This window comes from Natrinema versiforme, assembly GCF_005576615.1.
GTDB classification, from domain to species: Archaea; Halobacteriota; Halobacteria; order Halobacteriales; family Natrialbaceae; genus Natrinema; species Natrinema versiforme_A.
The window spans coordinates 491,770-509,739 of sequence record NZ_CP040330.1 but is presented as its reverse complement, the minus strand read 5'-3'; the positions used below and the strand labels follow the sequence as shown (position 1 = coordinate 509,739).

At 66.2% G+C, this 17,970-nt stretch carries 17 protein-coding genes; 11 read left to right on the top strand and 6 right to left on the bottom strand.

Going from position 1 to position 17,970, the window contains the following annotated elements:
- Positions 1-259: 259 nt before the first annotated feature.
- The 4 genes from FEJ81_RS02475 (at position 260) to FEJ81_RS02460 (ending at position 5,760) form a co-directional block, all read left to right on the top strand.
- Positions 260-1,300, top strand: coding sequence for a CapA family protein (locus FEJ81_RS02475; protein WP_138243778.1), 1,041 nt, complete (start codon positions 260-262; stop codon positions 1,298-1,300).
- A 120-nt stretch (positions 1,301-1,420) separates the two neighbouring features.
- Positions 1,421-2,146, top strand: a complete 726-nt coding sequence (pyrH, locus tag FEJ81_RS02470; protein WP_138243777.1) for a UMP kinase — start codon at positions 1,421-1,423, stop codon at positions 2,144-2,146.
- The gene (lysS, locus tag FEJ81_RS02465) at positions 2,143-3,861 is read left to right on the top strand and encodes a lysine--tRNA ligase (RefSeq protein ID WP_138243776.1); all 1,719 of its coding nucleotides are present in this window, start codon (positions 2,143-2,145) and stop codon (positions 3,859-3,861) included. The genes pyrH and lysS overlap by 4 nt, the downstream gene beginning before the upstream one ends.
- Before the next feature lie 57 nt (positions 3,862-3,918).
- Positions 3,919-5,760: a site-2 protease family protein gene (locus tag FEJ81_RS02460; protein ID WP_138243775.1), complete on the top strand. Its 1,842-nt coding sequence runs from the start codon at positions 3,919-3,921 to the stop codon at positions 5,758-5,760.
- Positions 5,761-5,899: 139 nt separating this feature from the next.
- On the opposite strand, the gene FEJ81_RS02455 is transcribed toward FEJ81_RS02460, so the two are convergent.
- Positions 5,900-6,424, bottom strand: coding sequence for a PadR family transcriptional regulator (locus FEJ81_RS02455; RefSeq protein ID WP_138243774.1), 525 nt, complete (start codon positions 6,422-6,424; stop codon positions 5,900-5,902).
- 176 nt (positions 6,425-6,600) lie between these two features.
- On the opposite strand from FEJ81_RS02455, the gene FEJ81_RS02450 reads away from it, so the two are divergent.
- The gene (locus FEJ81_RS02450; protein WP_138243773.1) at positions 6,601-8,091 is read left to right on the top strand and encodes a heme-binding protein; all 1,491 of its coding nucleotides are present in this window, start codon (positions 6,601-6,603) and stop codon (positions 8,089-8,091) included.
- Positions 8,092-8,195: 104 nt separating this feature from the next.
- Positions 8,196-9,527 carry a dicarboxylate/amino acid:cation symporter gene (locus FEJ81_RS02445; RefSeq protein WP_138243772.1) on the top strand — a complete coding sequence of 444 codons (1,332 nt, stop codon included), beginning with the start codon at positions 8,196-8,198 and terminating at the stop codon, positions 9,525-9,527.
- A 2-nt stretch (positions 9,528-9,529) separates the two neighbouring features.
- Here the strand turns inward: FEJ81_RS02445 and FEJ81_RS02440 are convergent, their stop codons facing one another.
- The 3 genes from FEJ81_RS02440 to FEJ81_RS02430 all read right to left on the bottom strand — a co-directional run bounded on the left by FEJ81_RS02440 (position 9,530) and on the right by FEJ81_RS02430 (position 11,769).
- The gene (locus FEJ81_RS02440; RefSeq protein WP_138243771.1) at positions 9,530-9,715 is read right to left on the bottom strand and encodes a hypothetical protein; all 186 of its coding nucleotides are present in this window, start codon (positions 9,713-9,715) and stop codon (positions 9,530-9,532) included.
- Positions 9,716-10,085: 370 nt separating this feature from the next.
- Positions 10,086-10,472, bottom strand: a complete 387-nt coding sequence (locus FEJ81_RS02435; RefSeq protein ID WP_138243770.1) for a DUF5611 family protein — start codon at positions 10,470-10,472, stop codon at positions 10,086-10,088.
- Between the two features lie 217 nt (positions 10,473-10,689).
- Positions 10,690-11,769 carry a DUF7093 family protein gene (locus FEJ81_RS02430; protein WP_138243769.1) on the bottom strand — a complete coding sequence of 360 codons (1,080 nt, stop codon included), beginning with the start codon at positions 11,767-11,769 and terminating at the stop codon, positions 10,690-10,692.
- 220 nt (positions 11,770-11,989) lie between these two features.
- On the opposite strand from FEJ81_RS02430, the gene FEJ81_RS02425 reads away from it, so the two are divergent.
- The 4 genes from FEJ81_RS02425 to FEJ81_RS02410 all read left to right on the top strand — a co-directional run bounded on the left by FEJ81_RS02425 (position 11,990) and on the right by FEJ81_RS02410 (position 15,390).
- Positions 11,990-12,286: a DUF6432 family protein gene (locus tag FEJ81_RS02425; protein WP_138243768.1), complete on the top strand. Its 297-nt coding sequence runs from the start codon at positions 11,990-11,992 to the stop codon at positions 12,284-12,286.
- Between the two features lie 39 nt (positions 12,287-12,325).
- Positions 12,326-13,453 (top strand): CAF17-like 4Fe-4S cluster assembly/insertion protein YgfZ, encoded by a 1,128-nt coding sequence (gene ygfZ, locus FEJ81_RS02420; RefSeq protein WP_138243767.1) that lies wholly within the window; start codon positions 12,326-12,328, stop codon positions 13,451-13,453.
- 229 nt (positions 13,454-13,682) lie between these two features.
- Positions 13,683-14,186: a hypothetical protein gene (locus FEJ81_RS02415; RefSeq protein WP_138243766.1), complete on the top strand. Its 504-nt coding sequence runs from the start codon at positions 13,683-13,685 to the stop codon at positions 14,184-14,186.
- A 358-nt stretch (positions 14,187-14,544) separates the two neighbouring features.
- Positions 14,545-15,390 (top strand): helix-hairpin-helix domain-containing protein, encoded by an 846-nt coding sequence (locus FEJ81_RS02410; protein ID WP_229504749.1) that lies wholly within the window; start codon positions 14,545-14,547, stop codon positions 15,388-15,390.
- A gap of 62 nt (positions 15,391-15,452) precedes the next feature.
- Here FEJ81_RS02410 and FEJ81_RS02405 read toward each other — a convergent pair whose 3' ends face one another.
- Positions 15,453-15,722 carry a hypothetical protein gene (locus tag FEJ81_RS02405; RefSeq protein ID WP_138243765.1) on the bottom strand — a complete coding sequence of 90 codons (270 nt, stop codon included), beginning with the start codon at positions 15,720-15,722 and terminating at the stop codon, positions 15,453-15,455.
- A gap of 156 nt (positions 15,723-15,878) precedes the next feature.
- Between FEJ81_RS02405 and FEJ81_RS02400 the strand changes: the two genes are divergently transcribed.
- Positions 15,879-16,523 carry a metallophosphoesterase family protein gene (locus tag FEJ81_RS02400; protein WP_138243764.1) on the top strand — a complete coding sequence of 215 codons (645 nt, stop codon included), beginning with the start codon at positions 15,879-15,881 and terminating at the stop codon, positions 16,521-16,523.
- Positions 16,524-16,565: 42 nt separating this feature from the next.
- On the opposite strand, the gene glnA is transcribed toward FEJ81_RS02400, so the two are convergent.
- Positions 16,566-17,921, bottom strand: a complete 1,356-nt coding sequence (glnA, locus tag FEJ81_RS02395; RefSeq protein WP_138243763.1) for a type I glutamate--ammonia ligase — start codon at positions 17,919-17,921, stop codon at positions 16,566-16,568.
- Positions 17,922-17,970 lie beyond the last annotated feature (49 nt).

Genomic DNA, 17,970 nt, shown 5'->3' with positions numbered 1-17,970 from the left:
CCCTTTCAGTCCCACCCAGCAACCGCACGCCGCCACCACCCAGCAACCGCACGCCGCCACCGCCCGGCACCGCGCGTCTCCAGTCCCATCCGCCACCGTACGCCTCCAGTCCCACATGGCACCGCGCGCCGCTTCCCGCAACCGGCACCGCGCACAGCCGTCTCGTCCCGCGGTTTCGTCCGTGTTCGGCCATCGATACCGGAGAACGGCCCGCCGACCATGACCCGGGATTTTGCACGTGCGCCACGAATGCTCGCATATGTCCCTCCGAATCGGCTTCACAGGCGACGTGATGCTCGGACGGCTGGTCGATGACCGCCAGCGCAGTCGGTCCGTCGATGCGGTGTGGGGCACCGTCCTCGAGCGACTGCGCGAACTGGACGGGCTGGTGATCAACCTCGAGTGCGTGCTCTCGACGCGCGGCCGAGAGTGGCAGCGCACCCGCCGCCCGTTTCACTTCCGAGCGGATCCCGACTGGGCGATCCCGGCCCTCGAGCGCGCGGGCGTCGACGTCTGTGCGCTGGCGAACAATCACGTGCTGGACTACGAGGAAGTGGCGCTGCGCGATACGCTCGAGGCGCTCGACGAGGCCGGGATCGCCCGCACGGGTGCGGGGGAGACGATCGACGAAGCGCTCGAGCCAGCGGTACGGACGATCGGCGGCTCCGAGGGGGGCGGCGCCCGTTCGGAGACGGACGGCAACGGCGGACTCGACATGGCGGTCGTCTCGCTGACGGACAACACGCCCGAGTACGCCGCCGACGAGGAGTCGCCGGGCACGGCCAGAGTCGAAATCGATGTCGACGATCCGAAGACGAAACAGCTCGTTGGGGAGTCCCTCGAGCGCGCACGCGAGACGAACCCAGATCTGCTGGTCGCCTCGCTGCACTGGGGGCCGAACATGGTCACCGAGCCGCCCGTGGCGTTCCGCGAGTTCGGCCGCTGGCTGGTCGAGGCGGGCGTCGATGTCGTCCACGGCCACAGCGCCCACGTCTTTCAGGGGATCGAGATCCACGAGGGCAGCCCGATCATCTACGACGCGGGCGACTTCGTCGACGACTACCGGGTCGACGAGGAGTTACACAACGACCGGAGCTTCCTGTTCGTCCTCGCGGTGACGCCCGACGGCCGGCCGACCGAACTCCGGCTGCATCCGACCGAAATCGAGGACTGTGCAGTCCGCGAGGCGGGCCCGGAAGCGGCTGCGTGGTCCCGCGAGCGGATGCGAGCGCTATCGGCTCCGTTCGGGACCGAGTTCGACCGCGACGGCGACGGGCTCGTCCTGTCGCTCGAGGGGTGAGATCACGACGCGATTTCGCCGCGACGAGAGAGCCCTCGACAGTCGCTCGAGGGGTGTGTCACCACGCCGTCCGGGCAGTTGACAACCCTTAAGATAGCAACTCCGCTACACCGGTGTAGTATGAAAGTGGTCGTCTCTATCGGCGGAAGCGTCCTCGTCCCCGAGCCCGGGGCGGACCGGGTGGCCGAGCACGCTGCCGTCATCGAAGACCTCATCGCCGAAGGGTGTCGGATCGGTGCCGTCGTCGGGGGCGGCGGCGTCGCTCGCGAGTACATCGAGGCCGCTCGAGACCTCGGGGCGAATGAAATCGAACTCGACCAGCTGGGGATCGACGTCACTCGGCTCAACGCTCGGCTGCTCATCGCCGCGCTGAGCGAGGAGTCCGTGACCGCGCCCGCACTCGACTACGAGGAGGCCAGCGAGGCGCTCCGCCGGGACGACATCTGTGTCATGGGCGGCGTCGCGCCGGCCCAGACCACCGACGCCGTCGGCGCCGCGCTGGCGGAGTACATCGACGCCGACCTGCTCGTCTACGCCACGAGCGTCCCCGGCGTCTACAGCGCCGATCCCAACGAGGACGACGACGCGACCAAGTACGACCACCTTTCGGCCGCGGACTTGGTCGACGCCATCGCCGGCCTCGAGATGAACGCCGGCGCCTCCGCGCCCGTGGACCTGCTGGCAGCGAAGATCATCGAGCGGTCGGGGATGCGAACCATCGTCCTCGACGGCACGGATCCCGACCGGATCGCCCGCGCGGTTCGCCACGGCGACCACGAGGGAACCGACGTCATTCCCGACGGTGCCGGCGCGGAACCGACCTACTGGGCGAGCGACGAGCAATGAGTGCCGACGGCGACGCGGACGTCGACGGGGACGGGGCGAACACGACGGAGTCGGACGCGATCAGTCCCTACACGCTCCAGAGCGAGGAAGCAAGCGAGACGCGCCACGCGTTCTGGGCGGATACCGTCGCTGACCGCATCGAGGAGCGAACCCCCGAGGAGCCGATCGTCGTCAAGGGCGGCATCTCGCCCTCGGGGGTTCCCCACCTCGGCAATGTCAACGAGATCATGCGCGGCTACTTCGTCGCCGAGGTGCTGCGCGACCGTGGCCACGAGGTCCGGCAGGTCTTCACTGCCGACGACCGCGATCCGCTCCGCGGACTGCCCCGCACGCTCTGTGACCTCGAGGGGAACCTCGTCGATCTCGGCGAGGTCGACGCCGGCGCACTCGGCCGCAACCTCGGCGCGCCCTACACGGACATTCCGGACCCCTTCGGCTGCTGTGACTCCTACGGCGACCACTTCTCGACGATCATCCAAGACAGCGCCGACGCCGTCGACGTGCCGATCGATTTGGTCTCGAACACCGACCTCTACGAGTCCGGCGAGTTCGAGGACGTGACTCGCTTCGTCCTCGAGCACCGGGATCGGGCTCGCGAGGTCCTCTCACAGTATCAGGACAAGGTCGACGAGAACGGCGAGTACGTGCCGTTCAACCCGATCTGTGCGGAGTGTGGCAAGATCACCGAGACCGTGACGAGCGTCGATCTCGAAAACGAGCCGCCGACCGTCGACTACGAGTGTACCGACATGGACGCCGGCGATCAGACGATCGACGGCTGCGGCCACGAGGGTACTGCGACGCTGCGGGAGGGCAAACTCCCGTGGCGCTTCGAGTGGCCAGCCCAGTGGCAACTGCTCGGCGTCGACTTCGAGCCCTTCGGCAAGGACCACGCCGAGGGATCCTGGCCCAGCGGCCAAGACGTCGCCCGCAACGTCCTCGAGATCGAGCCGCCGGTCCCGATGGTCTACGAGTGGTTCACGCTCGAGGGCGAGCCGTTCTCCTCCTCGGAGGGGAACGTGATTCTGGTCTCGGACGTGCTCGAACTCTTAGAGCCCGAGGTCCTGCGTTACTTCTTCGCGAAAGATCCCGCGAAGGCGCGGGACTTCAGCATCGAACGGCTGGACCAGTTGGTCGACGAGTTCGACCGGCTCGAGGGGACCTACTTCGGCGAGATCGACGCGAGCAAGGACGAGCAGGCGTTCGCCGAGCGGGTCTACCCGTTCGTCGTCGAGGAACCGCGCGAAGAGCGGATTCGGCTCCCCTACACCTTCGCCGCGGTGCTCGGGATGACCGACGACCCCGACCTGCGCGAGGAGATCGCCCGACGGGAAGGTCACATTCCCGAGGACGCCCCGGAGTGGGCCGTCGAGGGAGCCCTCGAGCGCGTCGAGCAGGCGCGTAACTGGGCGCGCCGGACCGGCAACGAGTTCGATTACGAACTCAAACGCACCGAGATCCCGGAGCACGACTTCGACGCGGACACCGAGGCCGCGCTGGCCGAACTCGCCGATTTCATCGATGAGGGCCACGATCCCGAGGACATTCAGGGCGAGATCTACGAGACGGCGCGGCGCCACGACGTCGACGTCGGCGACTTCTTCGCGGCGGGCTACCGACTGTTCTTCGACGAAGAGCAGGGGCCGAAGCTCGGGCCGTTCCTCGCGAAGGTCGACCGGGAGTTCGTCGTCGGGCGACTCCGGCGGGAACGCTGACCGCGACCGGCCCGATAGACAAAAGCCATTTGAGAACGCCGCCCGGAGAGAGTAACGATGGATCACGGTTCCTTCGCTGTCGTCTCGCCACCCGCAATCTACGGCTCGGAACTCCTCACGTGGGTTCTGATCGGGCTCCTCCTCTACTGGCTCGCGGTCGTCGGGCTCCGAAACGGCGGGTATCTTCCCGACTACATCGGAACCCAGGGACCGATTCTCACGTTCCACACGAAACGCGGGCGGGCGCTGCTCGATCGACTCGCGCGGCCGAAGCGCTTCTGGCGAGCGTGGTCGAACTTCGGCGTCGGCATCGCGCTCGTCGTGATGATCAGCATGTTCGCGGTGCTGATCCGCGTGGCGATGGTCGCGCTTTCCTCGCCCCAACCGGCGAGTTCAGCCGCGAGACAACCCCACAACGTTCTCGTCATCCCCGGCGTCAACGACTTTCTGCCGCTGTCGGCCACGCCCGGCATCGTCTTCGGGCTGCTCGTCGGGCTCGTCGTCCACGAGGGCGGCCACGGGCTACTCTGTCGCGTCGAGGATATCGATATCGACTCGATGGGGGTTGCGATGCTCGCTATCCTCCCCGTCGGCGCGTTCGTCGAGCCCGACCACGAGAGCAGTAAATCGGCCTCCCGGGGCGGCCAGACGCGGATGTTCGCCGCCGGCGTCACGAACAACTTCGCGGTCACGCTGCTGGCCTTCGCCCTGCTGTTCGGGCCGATCGTCGGCGCGATCGGCGTCGCGCCCGGGGCCGCCGTCGGCGGCGTCGCGGAGGACTCCCCGGCCGCGGACGCCGGAATCGAACCGAACGATCGCATAACGGCGATCAACGGCACCGCAGTCGAAGGGAACGACGACCTCGCGGATCGGCTCGAGGCGACCGGTGGTGAGCAGGTCTCCGTCGAACTCAACGGCGAGGAAACGGTGCCCGTCGATCGGTCGCTGCTCGTGACCGCGGCGATGGAGAACGGACCGACGGAACTCGCCGCCGGCGACAAGATCCGCGCGGTCGACGGTCAGCAGGTCGCGACCGAACGCGGCTTCGAAGACGCCGTCGGCGACAGCGAGCGAGTCACGCTGACGATCGATCCCGCAAACGGCGACGAGCGGATCGAACGCGAGGTGACGATCGGCGCAGCGGTCTCGGTCGCCGACGACGGTCCGCTCGAGCGCGAAACTGGCCCGACCGACGAGACCTTCGTCATCACCCGCTTCGACGGCGAGCGAATCCACGAGTACGACGACCTCGCCACCCTGCTCGAGGACAGCGAACCCGACCAGCAGGTCGAGGTGGCGGGTTACTTCGGCGACGAACGCGAGGAGTACAACGTGACCCTCGGCGAGCATCCCCGATCGGACACCGGATTCCTCGGGATTCAGGGGAGCAGGGGGATGTCCGGGATCGAAGTGAGCGATCTCGGCGTCCAGCTGTATCCCGCAGACGAGTATCTGGGACTGCTGGGCGGTGACGGCGAGACGCGGTTCGGGCCGATCACCGACACCTTCCTCGGAAAGATCGCGATCTCGCTGATGCTGCCGGTCATCGGCGTCAGCGGTGCGATGCCGTTCAATTTCGCCGGCTTCACGGGCGGCATTCAGAACTTCTATGAAGCACAGGGGATGCTCGGCGCGTTCGGAGACGGGACCGTCTTCGTCCTCGCGAACCTGCTGTTCTGGACCGGCTGGATCAACGTCCAGCTCGGCTTCTTCAACTGTATTCCGGCGTTCCCCCTCGACGGCGGCCACATCCTCCGGACGAGCACCGAGGCGATCGTCTCCCGGTTACCGGTCGACGCGACCCGCGGAATGGTCCGGCTGGTGACGACCGCGATCGGGGTGACGATGCTCGTGAGCTTCCTCCTCTTGCTGTTCGGGCCGCAACTGCTCGGGAATTGATCGATCCCCGAACCCGAATCCGGCTCGAGGCCGGTATTTTTGTGCCGTACTCACTGTGCGTTCTCAATTGACCGCGGCAGAACTAGTCCGGTCGTCCGAACCCGTCTGCACGCACCTGTAGAGCGGTCGATCTATAGGGTCAGTCGTCCGTGTCGACGCCGTGGCGCTCGTAGAACTCCGCGGCCGTCTCGTCGATCCGGTCGAACTCGGTGTCGAAGTAGTGTTCGTAGTGGCGGACGACCTGTTCGACGACCCAGCGGCTGAACTCCTCGTCGAAGTGCCACTCGCCGTCCATCTCCGGGATTTCGAACCGATCGTCCGTCGAGAACGCCGCGTAGACGTGGAAGAAGCCGAGGATCACGTCGGCGAAGTCCCGAGCCTTCTCCGACCCGCTCTCGCGGCGCTCCTCGAGTTCCGCCTGCCCCTCGGCGGTGAGTTCGAAGTACTTCCGATCGGGTTCGTCCGCGCGCTCGATGCGCTCGGCCCATCCCTTCTCCTCGAACTTGTAGAGGATCGGGTAGACCGAGCCGTAGGAGGGTTCCCAGTGGCCGCCGCTGATGTCGCGGATCTCCTTGAGGATCTCGTAGCCGTAGCGCGGTTTCTCCTCGAGGAGTTCGAGGACGAGATAGGCGATGAGTCCTTTCGGCGGCCCGCTTTTCCGCATATATCTCGAGAGTTAAACGGGTGGACGTAAAGCGTTTCGGTCGCGGTCGAAACCGTCGAACTGATCGCCGAGGGCGGCGAATTCGGCGCGCTCTCGGCGGGGACCGATGCGGCGACGGCGGGGAGAATCGAGCCGAAACCCGGCCCTTCTTAGCGTCTCCGCCCCAACCCACGCGCATGGAACGACGGCGACCACCGCAGACGGAAGAAGGCTGGTACGTTCTGCACGACTTCCGGTCGATCGACTGGGACGCGTGGCGCGCGGCCCCCGAGCGGCGACGCTCGCAGGCGATCGACGAGGGCATCGACTACCTCGCGGCCAGCGAGGCCGTCGACGACGCCGAGGAGGGCGACTCGGCGACGTTCGCCGTCCTCGGCCACAAGGCCGACCTGCTCGTCCTCCACCTCCGCCCCACCCTCGGCGACATCGACGCGCTCGAGCGGCGGTTCGAACACACGGCACTCGCCGAGTTCACCGAGCGGGCCGACTCCTATCTCTCGGTGACGGAGGTCTCGGGCTACATGTCCCAGGACTTCTTCGACGAGGACAGCGAGGTCGAGGACGCCGGCCTCGAGCGCTACATCGAATCGCGGCTCAAACCGGAGATTCCCGACAGCGAGTTCCTGAGCTTCTATCCGATGAGCAAGCGCCGCGGCCCCGACCACAACTGGTATGAACTGCCCTTCGACGAGCGGGCCGACTACCTCGCGAACCACGGCGAGATCGGCAAGGACTACGCCGGCCGAGTCACTCAGATCATCTCCGGCAGTGTCGGCCTCGACGACTTCGAGTGGGGCGTCACCCTGTTCGGCGACGACCCGACCGACGTGAAGGAACTGCTCTACGAGATGCGCTTCGACCCCTCGAGTTCCCGCTTCGCCGAGTTCGGCCGGTTCCTCTCGGCGCGGCGGTTCCCGCCGGAAGACCTCGGGGCCTTCCTCGCCGGCGAGCGAGTGCCGGCCGAGGGCGACGAGGCTCACCCCCACGCCGGCGGTGACGCCGAGGATCACCACCACGGCGGCTCCGGCGGGCACCACCACGGCGACGACTCGGGGTCGGGCCACGGCGACGAGGAGGGCGACATCCGCGACGAACTCGAGAACGAGGGCATCTACGCGGGCCAGCCCCACGGCGAGGACGTCCACGCGGTCGTCCTCTACTCGGACGCCGAGCCCGACGAGCTGTTCGCGGAGGTCGACGGCTACCGGGAGAACTTCGACCACTACGACACCCACGTGAAGACGGCGGTCTACGAACCGCACGACGGCGACGCCGAGACGGCGGTCGTCAGCCTCTGGGACACCGCACGCGCCGCGGACACGGCGGCCGGGTTCCTCGCCGAGTTACCCGAAATCGTCCGACAGGCCGGCGACGACGAGGGCGACTCGTGGGGGACGATGGGGATGTTCTACACCGTCAAGCCCGAACACCGCGGTGACTTCGTCGGAACGTTCGACGACGTCGGCGAGATCCTGGCCGACATGGACGGCCACCGCAAGACCGACCTGCTGGTCAACCGCGAGGACGAGAACGACATGTTCATCGCCAGCCGTTGGGACGCCCGCGAGGACGCCATGGCGTTCTTCCGGAGCGACGCCTTCTCCGAGACCGTCGAGTTCGGGCGGGACGTCCTCGCGGACCGACCGCGACACGTCTTCCTGGCCTGAGGCTGGGTCCCATCCTCGCCCCCGTCACGACGGACCGTCATAGGAGTGGGACAGTCTCACCGGTAACGACACGGGTTGATCGGTCCCGCTCATAGGGTGGGTCGATGAGTACGGCACAGACGTCGTTACCGCGACGAACGTGGGGGCAGTATCGATCGATTCCGATCATCTACCGTATCGCGGTCGCGTTCGTCCTCGGGACTGCACTCGGGGCCATCGCCGGCGAACGCGCCGCCGTTCTCAGCCCGCTGGGCGACCTCTTCTTGCGGTTGCTCGAGATGCTGATCATCCCGTTGATCGTCTTTACGCTGCTCGGAGGGATGCGCAAGCTAACGCCGTCGAAGCTCGGGAAGGTCGGCGGGCTGACCGTCGCGCTCTACGCCGCGACGACGACGATCGCGGCCCTGATCGGCCTCGCGGTCGCGAACCTGTTCGACCCCGGAACGGCCGTGGAGTTCACCGGTGGCGAGGCCCAGCAGGCCGAGCCACCGACCGTCTCCGAGGTCGTCCTCGGTATCGTCCCCGAGAATCCGCTGGCCGCGATGGTCAACGGTGAGATTCTGGCGACGATCTTCGTCGTCGTCGTCTTCGGATTGGCGTTGACGATCGTCCGCGAGTCGACGACGGAAGAGCCGATCGAGGACGCGATCGACGGCTTCTTCACGTTTATCGACGCCGGCACGCAGGCGCTGTTCAAGATCGTCTGGGGCGTCATGGAGTACGGGGTCGTCGGCGTCTTCGCACTCATGGCCGCCGCGATCGGGACCGAGGGGCTCGGTGCGATCGTGCAACTCGGCGCGCTCGTCGGGGTGATCGCGATCGGCATCGCGATCCACATGACCGTCACCTATCTGGGCCTGATGACCGTCGGCATCCTCGGCCAGTCGCCGCTTTCGTTTCTCGACGGCGCGAAAGACGCGATGCTGACGGCCTTTACGATCCGCTCCTCGAGCGGGACGCTGCCGGTGACGATCACCGACGCCGAACGGAACCTGCGGATCGACGAGTCGGTCTACGGCTTCGGCCTCCCGCTCGGGGCGACGATCAACATGGACGGTGCAGCGATCAGACAGGCCGTCACGGTGGTCTTCGCCGCGAACATGGTCGGCGTTTCGCTCGGCCTCGGCGATCAGTTGATCGTCCTCGCGACCGTGATCCTGATCAGTATCGGCACTGCCGGGGTCCCCGGTGCGGGTCTCATCATGCTGACCGTCATTCTGAACGCCGTCGGACTCCCCCTCGAGATCGTCGGCTTCGTCGCGGGCGTCGACCCGATCCTCGGCCGGATCGCGACGACGAACAACGTCACTGGTGATCTCGCCGTCGCTTCCGTCGTCGGCAAGTGGACCGACGGGATCGACCTCACGGAGGGCGTCTGGGCCGACGGCTCACACGGCGGTGGCGACGGCGAAGACGGCGCCGCAGTCGGTGACTGAACTCAGGGACTCGAGTCCGCCGACTCGTCGTAGAAGAAGTAGGCCGCGATGCCGGCCAGTCCGAGCGCGAGCGTTACGAACGGCCACTTGCCGGCGTCGCGATCGGTCATGAACGCGTGAGCAGTCACGAAGATCGCGAACCCAACGTGGGCGGCCAGCGTCGCGGCGAGAAACGCCTGTGCTTCCATCGGCCGAGAGATTCGACGCTGCGATAAAAGCCGTTTCGAAGCCGTTCGCAGTCCACAGCAGGCCGTGGCCCAGAAGCCGGCTCACCGCATCCGCGGTGAGTCGGCTGACCCAACGGAAGAGCAAGCTCTTCCGAGCAGTCGGCGCTTCGCGCCGACGACCTCGCGGACGTGTAACGTCCGCTCAGCGGGGGAGGGCAGGCCCTCCACCGAACCCGCCGCGAGCGAAGCGAGCGGGCCGACGACCGATGTGAAGGCTCGCTATGCGAGCCGAAACGGAGGGAGGAGTGCTTTTGATCGACCTTTTGCCGAGGGACATCGCGAGCGGGGCGCTACGCGCTCCGCTCGCGATAGACCGCAGCGTAAAAGGTCGTTAGTCGAAATCGTGATCCGGGTCGTCTTCGACCGTCCGCTTCATCGAGTCACGACGGGACTTGGCGTCGCGACCAGTCGCCTCGAGCAGGAAGTCGTTCTTGGCGTCGACGGCCTCGCCGGCGGCCTCGAGTTCGTCGGGGCCGAGTTCGGTGGGGTCGCGCTCGTAGAACTCGACGGCGAGTTTGTCCTTCTTGCCGGAGTACTCGACGGTACCGACGACGACTTTCTCGAAGACGGGGTTGTCGGGCTCGCCGATGACGAAGAGGTCGCTGCCCTTGTACTCCTTCGTTTCGGTGATGGGGCCGAAGTAGTCCTCGACGGTCGACTCCATGTCGGGAATTCGCTCCTCGAGATATTCGCCGCGACGCATCTTGTACTCCTTCATGGCTCGAAGAAACACGGGGGAGTGTTTACCTCTTTTCATACCCGACGTTTCGGGTGTCTGATGGGTCCTCGAGCGCGGAGACCGGAGATATCGCGAGATGAGGGGTACAGTCGGATCGACGCGAGATCAGCAATGGCTGCTCGATCGGTCGAACCACGCTCGGTCGGTGGACGGCAAGCGGCGGAGAAAACGAGGGTCGTAGCCGTCCTAATCGGCGTTACCGCTGTCGCTCGCGCTCGCTGAGATAGCCCTTCCGGCAGTCGGGGCAGATGTCGCCGGTGCGAAGCGAGCCACGGTCGCCGGCGGCGACGTAGTCACACCGCGGGCAGTAGAACTCGGTCGGAACGTCGTCGGCGGGCGCACCGCCGCTCTCGGCGGGCGTCGGCGCGGACGCGGCCCGCTCGATGCCGGTTCCCGAATCGGCGTCGGCGGCGGGGTCGGCGTCGCTTCGATCGTCAGTTGGGGGCTCCGCCGTCACCGATCGCGCGTCGGTCGTGGCCGCGGCAGTGCTGTCGGCAGCGCCGTCGCCGCTGGCACCGACGGTACTCGTCGGTCCGTCGTCATCGAGGACGACGGCATCGTCGTCGATCTCGGCCGGATCGGGGTCCGCGGCTCCACCGGCGGGTTCGGCCTCGGAATCGGTATCGTCCGCGTCGTCCGGCCAGTCGGCCGGCGTCGATTCCGCGCCGACCGGCGGACCGACATCGCTCGAGTCGGGCCACTCGCCGTGGTCGCGGTCCCGGTCTCGGTCGGGCGAGGGCTCGTCGTCCTCGAGGATTTCGCCGTCGTCGGTGACGGGATCGCCGTTCTCGTCGGTCGGGAGGTCGATATCGTCCGCGTCGGCGTCCGTGTCAGCGTCGGCCGCCGGCACACTGGAGTCCGCTGCGTCCGGGGACGGCTCCGGCCGCGGTGTATCCGTCTCGTCGGCGTCGGAGGCGGTGTCGTCGGCGTCGATGAATTCGGCGTCGTCACCGTCGGACAGCTCGATGCCGTCGTCCGCATCGGCATCGATGAATCCAGCGTCCGCGTCGGTTTCGCCGGCGGGGGCGGCATCGGTGTCGGCTGTTGATTCGGGCGGTTCGGTTTCGGGCTCGTCGGGCAACGAGTCGCCGGCGTCCGTCCCAGCGGTGAGGCTGGTCACTTCGGTGTTCTCGCTGATGACGGATCGCTCGCCACAGCGGACACACTCTTCGTACTCCTGGACGGTTACGACGACTTCACTGCCCCGTTCTTCGCGCTCGCGTTCGACTTCGGGCTCGCCGAAGTCGTGTCCGAGCAGCGAACATCGCAGGACCATTGTCCCACCGTACCGAGCCATCCCATAAAAAACGTACTGCCTGTTAGTCACAGTTTTATGACAGTCCCGCGAGCGGTCCAGTCGGGCGGCTGACTCGAGTCGAGTCTGCAATTCGAGGAGCACCTGCTCGAGACGATCCGATGGGTCTCGTGGACCCGCGACCGCACAGCGTGGGGGGAACGGCAAACGTCAAATCCCATGTGGTCGAATGGAAATACAGATGAGAGCAAAGCGGGAGTACCGGAACCGGGAGCGGACGGAGGTGGCGGTACTCGATGCGCTGGTCGATCGCGCCGACGACGGGATGACCGTCTTCGAGCTCCGCGCGGCCGTCGAGGTCGACATCGACGAACTCGAGGAGGCCCTGTCGACGCTCAAGGAGGACGATCTGATCGTCGTCGACTCGGGGTCGGAGACGGTGATCAAGCCCGCCGAGCGGGTCGTTCCCGACGAGCCGGAAGACGAGGACGGGGAGCGGTCGATCGGAGAGTGGCTCCGCGAGCGGATCCCTTTTTGAATCGAAACGCCTGATACGCTCAGGCCCCAGGGAGTAGGCATGAGTGTCATCGAGTCCATCCACGAGGACCACGGGGCCACGTTCGGCGAGCGCGCCGACCGGCGAGTCGTCGAACACTACGGCCGACCGGAGCGAACCCACCGGGCGGTCCGCAACGGCGTCGGGCTGCTCGAGTCGGCCTACGGCGTGATCGTCGTGGAGGGCGACGACCGCGTCGAGTACGTCGATAACGTCGTCTCGAACCGCGTCCCGACCGAGGACGGGCAGGGCTGTTACGCGCTCGTGCTCGACCCCCAAGGCGGGATCGACGTCGAACTCTACGTCTACAACGCGGGCGAGCGACTCCTGCTTTTCACCCAGCCCGAGACCGCCGAGCCCCTCGCCGAGGAGTGGTCCGAGAAAGTGTTCATTCAGGATGTCGACATCCGTGTCGCGACCGACGACTACGCGGTCTTCGGGATTCACGGCCCGCAGGCCACCGAAAAGATCGCGAGCGTGCTCAACGGTGCCGGCTCGCCCGACGAGCGCTACTCGTTCGTCCGCGGGACGATGGGCGACGAGGGCGTCTCAGTCATCCGCACCGACGCGCTCACCGGCGAGGAGAGCTACGAAGTGATCTGTGCCGCGGACGACGCCGCGGCCGTCCATGACACGCTGCTCAATCAGGGGCTCAACGCCGCCCCCTTCGGCTATCAGGCGTTCGAGAGCCTCGCGCTCGAGGCCGGCTCGCCGCTCTTTCACACCGAACTCGAGGGGACGCTGCCGAACGTGCTCGGCCTGCGCAACGCCCTCGACTTCGAGAAGGGCTGTTACGTCGGACAGGAGGTGGTTTCCCGGGTCGAGAACCGCGGCCAGCCCAGTCGGCGACTCGTCGGGCTCACCCTCGAGGCGGAGAGTGAGGGCGACGGAGACGACGAGAGCGGAGGGCGGCCGATTCCCGAGTCCGGCGCGGCCGTCTTCGACGGCGACGCGTCGGTCGGTGAGATAACCCGTGCGGGAGAGAGCCCGATGCTCGGCGACATCATCGCGCTCGCGATTGTCGACTACGACCTCGAGAGCGACGAGTTGACGGTCCGGGTCGGCGGCGAAGAGGTGGCCGCGACCCGCACCGAACTGCCGTTCGTCGCGGGATCGGATCGGTCCGACCGCCTGCCGGACTATCTTTAAACAGCGAGAGAATCCCGCCGTTTACGGCGAGGAGGATGTCACCAGTAGGTTCCTGCCGGCCCGGTCGGCTCACCGTGACTCGAGGCACACGAGGCGATCTCGCTGCCCTGCGGGAGACCCACGGCGACGAGGTGTTACTCGAGGACGAGTGAGTCTCGAGGCGAGCATATAAACGCAACACTGGGACAGGCAAACGACTACCCGGGTCTCGCCGCGAGGTCCAGTCGATATGCAACTCGAGCAGTCGTCCCGCGCTACGGGGACGACCTGGAGCGGCACGGTACCGAGCGCGGTCGACGCGCGAGTGCTCGGACTGGTCGCCGTGACGGCCGGTCTCGCGGCGTCGATAAACGTCCCCTACGGTGGGCTCCCGATGGCGGGCGCCGCGTTCGCGCTGTTGACCGGTTGCGGTGTCGCGCTCCACCTACTCGGCGAACGGAAGCTTCGCCGACTCACCGACGATCTCGTCGAGCGGTGGGCTGCGGCCGGCGGGCAGATCGAGGACGTCACGCGGTCCTCGAACGGTATGCAGACCGAGTGGCGAGTCCACACCCCCGACGGCGAGATCGTCATCGGCGGCATCGCACTGGTCCCGATCGCTCGGCTGTCCGTCGAGTGGCGGGGCATCGGCGATACGATCGACGCCAGCGAGGCCGAGGCGAACATCGACCGCCTCGCCGAGAGCCTCTACCGGGAGATCTTCGAGATCGGATCGGCGACCCAGCAAGCGTAGGTCGCGCTCGAGCCGCCACGTCTTCCGCTTTTCCGGGCCAGTGAGCCCATGACTCCTCCCTCGACCAGTTCTTCGTGGCACTGTGCCAGATCCGTGGACACTCCCGGTGCGAACGCCTCGTGGATCGCCTCCGCTCCGATGTCGGTTGCCTCGAGCGGCGTAACGCCCCGAGAACGCCACGGAGGAACGACTGGAGCGATCGCATACTCGTCCCGGACGACCGTCACCAGCGAGCGACGATTGCCCGAGCCGAAAGTATCCGACTTCCCGACCCCATCACCACCTGATACCATTCAAAGCCATCTAATGGTTTGCAAGCTCGAGACTTATCCCTGATCGAGTCGAACTCCTCAGTGAAATGAGCCAGTCAGAATCCCCGATCCGTGCGATGTTCGACGTCCAGCGAACCGCAGTCAAACAGAGCCAGCAGCTGTTCAAGCAGGGAATGGCCACCCAACGAAACGTCGACACGATGGCCCTGACCGGGCTCAAAGGCCAGGAGTCCCTTCAGCGCCAGCAACTCGAGCTCGCGCAGGCGGCGACGCACGGCTACCTCAGCGCGACGGCGGCGATGCTGCCGAGCGACGACGCTCCCGAGGCCCACCGAACCATCGACGAGACCTTCGAGCAGCTGAAAACGACTCACGCGGAGGTTTACGAGGCGCTCGAGCGAGAACTCGAGCGGGGCGTCGACTCCGCCGACGAGCTCTCGGGGGAGTTCGTCGATACCCTCGACGAACAGACAGCCCAGCTCCTCGAGATCACGGAGGCCGTCGAGGACCAGACGGTCCAGAACGTCGACGAACTCTCGGGGCAGCTCCGCGAGCAACTCGACCAGACCCAGGAGCTGCAGGATCAACTCGAGGACCAACTCGAGCGCCAGACCGGTGACGTCGAGGAGCTCCTCGAACGGCAGGCCGAACAGGTCGAACGGTTCCAGCAGCAACTCGAGGAGCAGGCGGAGGCGGTCACCCAGGAGATCCCGGTACAGGGGACTGACGAACCGCACACGAAGATCGAAACCGATCCGGAGCACACCCTCGAGTCGGTCGAGGGAATCGACGCCGACATCCGCGACCAGCTCTCGGAGGCCGGTATCGCGACGATCGACGACCTCACGCGCGCCGGTCCCGAGGCCGTCGCCGAGGCCGCCGATATCTCGGAGGAGCAGGCCGAGGACTGGATCGAGCAGGCCGAAGCGTAAGCCGGATCACGGCGAGTTTCGGTTCGAGGGGCCGAGACGATCGGAGGTCAATCGGACGCCGATCAGGACTCGATCTTGTCAACGATTTCGCGGGCCTGCTCTTTCGCTTTGTCCTCGCCGACGTGTTTCTCGATCAGGACGCTGGTGACTTCCCAGTCGTCTTCTCCTTCGACCTTCCCGGTGCGGACCTCGCTGCCCTCGGAGACCGACTCCGCCGGCTGCTCCGCCCAATCCGGGGTTCGTATCTCGTCGTACCGATCGGGATCGCGAAACCGGACGTGCGTGTAGTCGTCTTCCGTTTCGACTGTATTGATATCTGGCGTGTCGGCCATAGCGGGGACTCCGAGGGCGGCACATCTAAATCACGACCCTGAATGTGTCGGTCGCGGCTCGGTCGACACGGCAGCGACCACCCCTCGCGATCGAAACCGACCGATCCGGCGGGGTCCGGCGCGGACACTATCCGGATCGGGTTCCTACGTGCACCCATGCTCGTCCTCGGCGACGCCCACGCGTCCGACTCTGACCGGTGTGACACCCTACTCGAGCTCTACCGAACCCTCGAGCCCGATCGGGTGCTCCAGCTCGGCGACCTCGAGCGATACGACCTGCCGGCACCGACGTGGTTCATCGCGGGGAACAACGAGGAGTTCGACGTGATCGAGGCGCTGCGGGCGGGCGACGATCTCGAAACAACGTCTAACGTCCACCTCCTCGCGAGCACGGCGGCGACGGTCGACGGCCTGCGCGTGGGCGGTCTCTCGGGGAACTTCGCCCCGACGAAGTATGACCTGTCCCGGGACGAACTCACGGGCGAGCGCCGCCGTCACTTCACTCACGAGGACGTGGAACGGGCCGCCGCCCTCGAGGACATCGACATCTTTCTCACGCACGAAGCACCGAACGGCCTGCTGTCCTACGGCTACGATCCCGGCTGTGAGTATATCGACGACCTGCTCGAGGCGATCTCGCCCGACCTCTGTCTGGTCGGCCATCACCATCGCCACCGCGAGGCCGAGATCGCCGGCACTCGCGTCGTCAGTCTCGCCCCAGCGTGGGAGCGATACTACACGCTCGATCCCGAAACGCTGGCGCTCGAGGGCCACGAACACGACCTGTCGAGTGACAACTGACAGAGAGAAAAATATCGGAACCGCCCGGTGGCGGCTATCGGCTTAGAACGTCTCGAGGTAGCGGTCGAGTTCCCAGTCGGAAACGTCGACGAGGTAGTCCTCGAACTCCTGTTCTTTGGCTTCGACGAACTTCGGCGCGACGTGGTCGCCGAGCGCGTCGTAGATGACTTCGTCCTCCTCGAGAGCCTCGACGGCCTCGCCGAGGTTCGACGGCAGCGTGTCGATGCCGTACTCTTCGCGTTTCTCCTCGTCGAATTCGTAGATGTTCTCCCGGACCGGGTCGGGACACTCGAGATCGTTCTCGATGCCGTCGAGACCCGCGTGGATCATGGCGGCGAGCGCGAGGTAGGCGTTACAGGACGGGTCGGGCGAACGGAGTTCGACGCGGGAGGCGGCCGGCGTGCGAGCCGCCGGTTTGCGGATCAGTGCCGAGCGGTTGCGGTCGGACCACGCGACGTAGACGGGTGCCTCGTAGCCGGGCACCAGTCGCTTGTAGCTGTTGACCGTGGGGTTCGCGATCGCCGTGATCGCCGGCGCGTGCTCGAGGATCCCGGCCGTAAAGGCGTGGGCCTCGTCGCTCAGATTGAACTCGTCGTCCTCGTCGTGGAACGCGTTCTCGCCGTCCTCGGTGAACAGCGAGAGGTGCGTGTGCATCCCCGAGCCGTTGATTCGCGGGATCGGCTTGGGCATGAACGTCGCGTGCAGGTCGTGCTGGGCGGCGATGGCGCGGACGACGGTGCGGAACGTGCCGACGTTGTCGGCCGTCGCGAGCGCGTCGTCGTAGGTGAAGTTGATCTCGTGTTGGCCCTCGGCGACCTCGTGGTGGCTAGCCTCGATCTCGAAGCCCATCTCCTCGAGACCGTAGATGATGTCGCGGCGAACGTCGCTGGCGAGGTCTTTCGGCGCGAGGTCGAAGTAGCCGCCGGCGTCGTTGGTCTTGGTCGTCGCGCGGCCGTCCTCGTCCTCCTCGAAGAGGAAGAACTCCGGCTCGGGCGCGGCGTTGACAGTATAGCCCATCTCGTCGGCGCGATCGAGCGCGTTCTTGAGCACGCGGCGCGGGTCGCCCTCGAAGGGCTCGCCCGTGGACGTATCGTAGACGTCACAGATCATTCGGGCGGCGGCGCTCTCCTCTTTCTGGCGCCACGGGAGCACTGCGAAGGTGTCCGGGTCGGGCTTGAGCCGCATGTCCGACTCCTGAATGCGAACGAAGCCTTCGATAGAAGAACCGTCGAAGTAGATGCCTTCGGTGAACGCCTTCTCGGCCTGCCGGGCCGGTACGGAGACGTTCTTGACCGTTCCCAGAATGTCGGTAAACTGCAGTCGGAGGAAGTCGACGTCTTGTTCCTCGATCTCGTCCAATACCGCCTGTTCAGTGTCAGTGATGTTGCCGCTTGTCATCTTTCTCGTCGTCGTATCCTCGTAACCCGTCTACTAAAACACTGCTGTT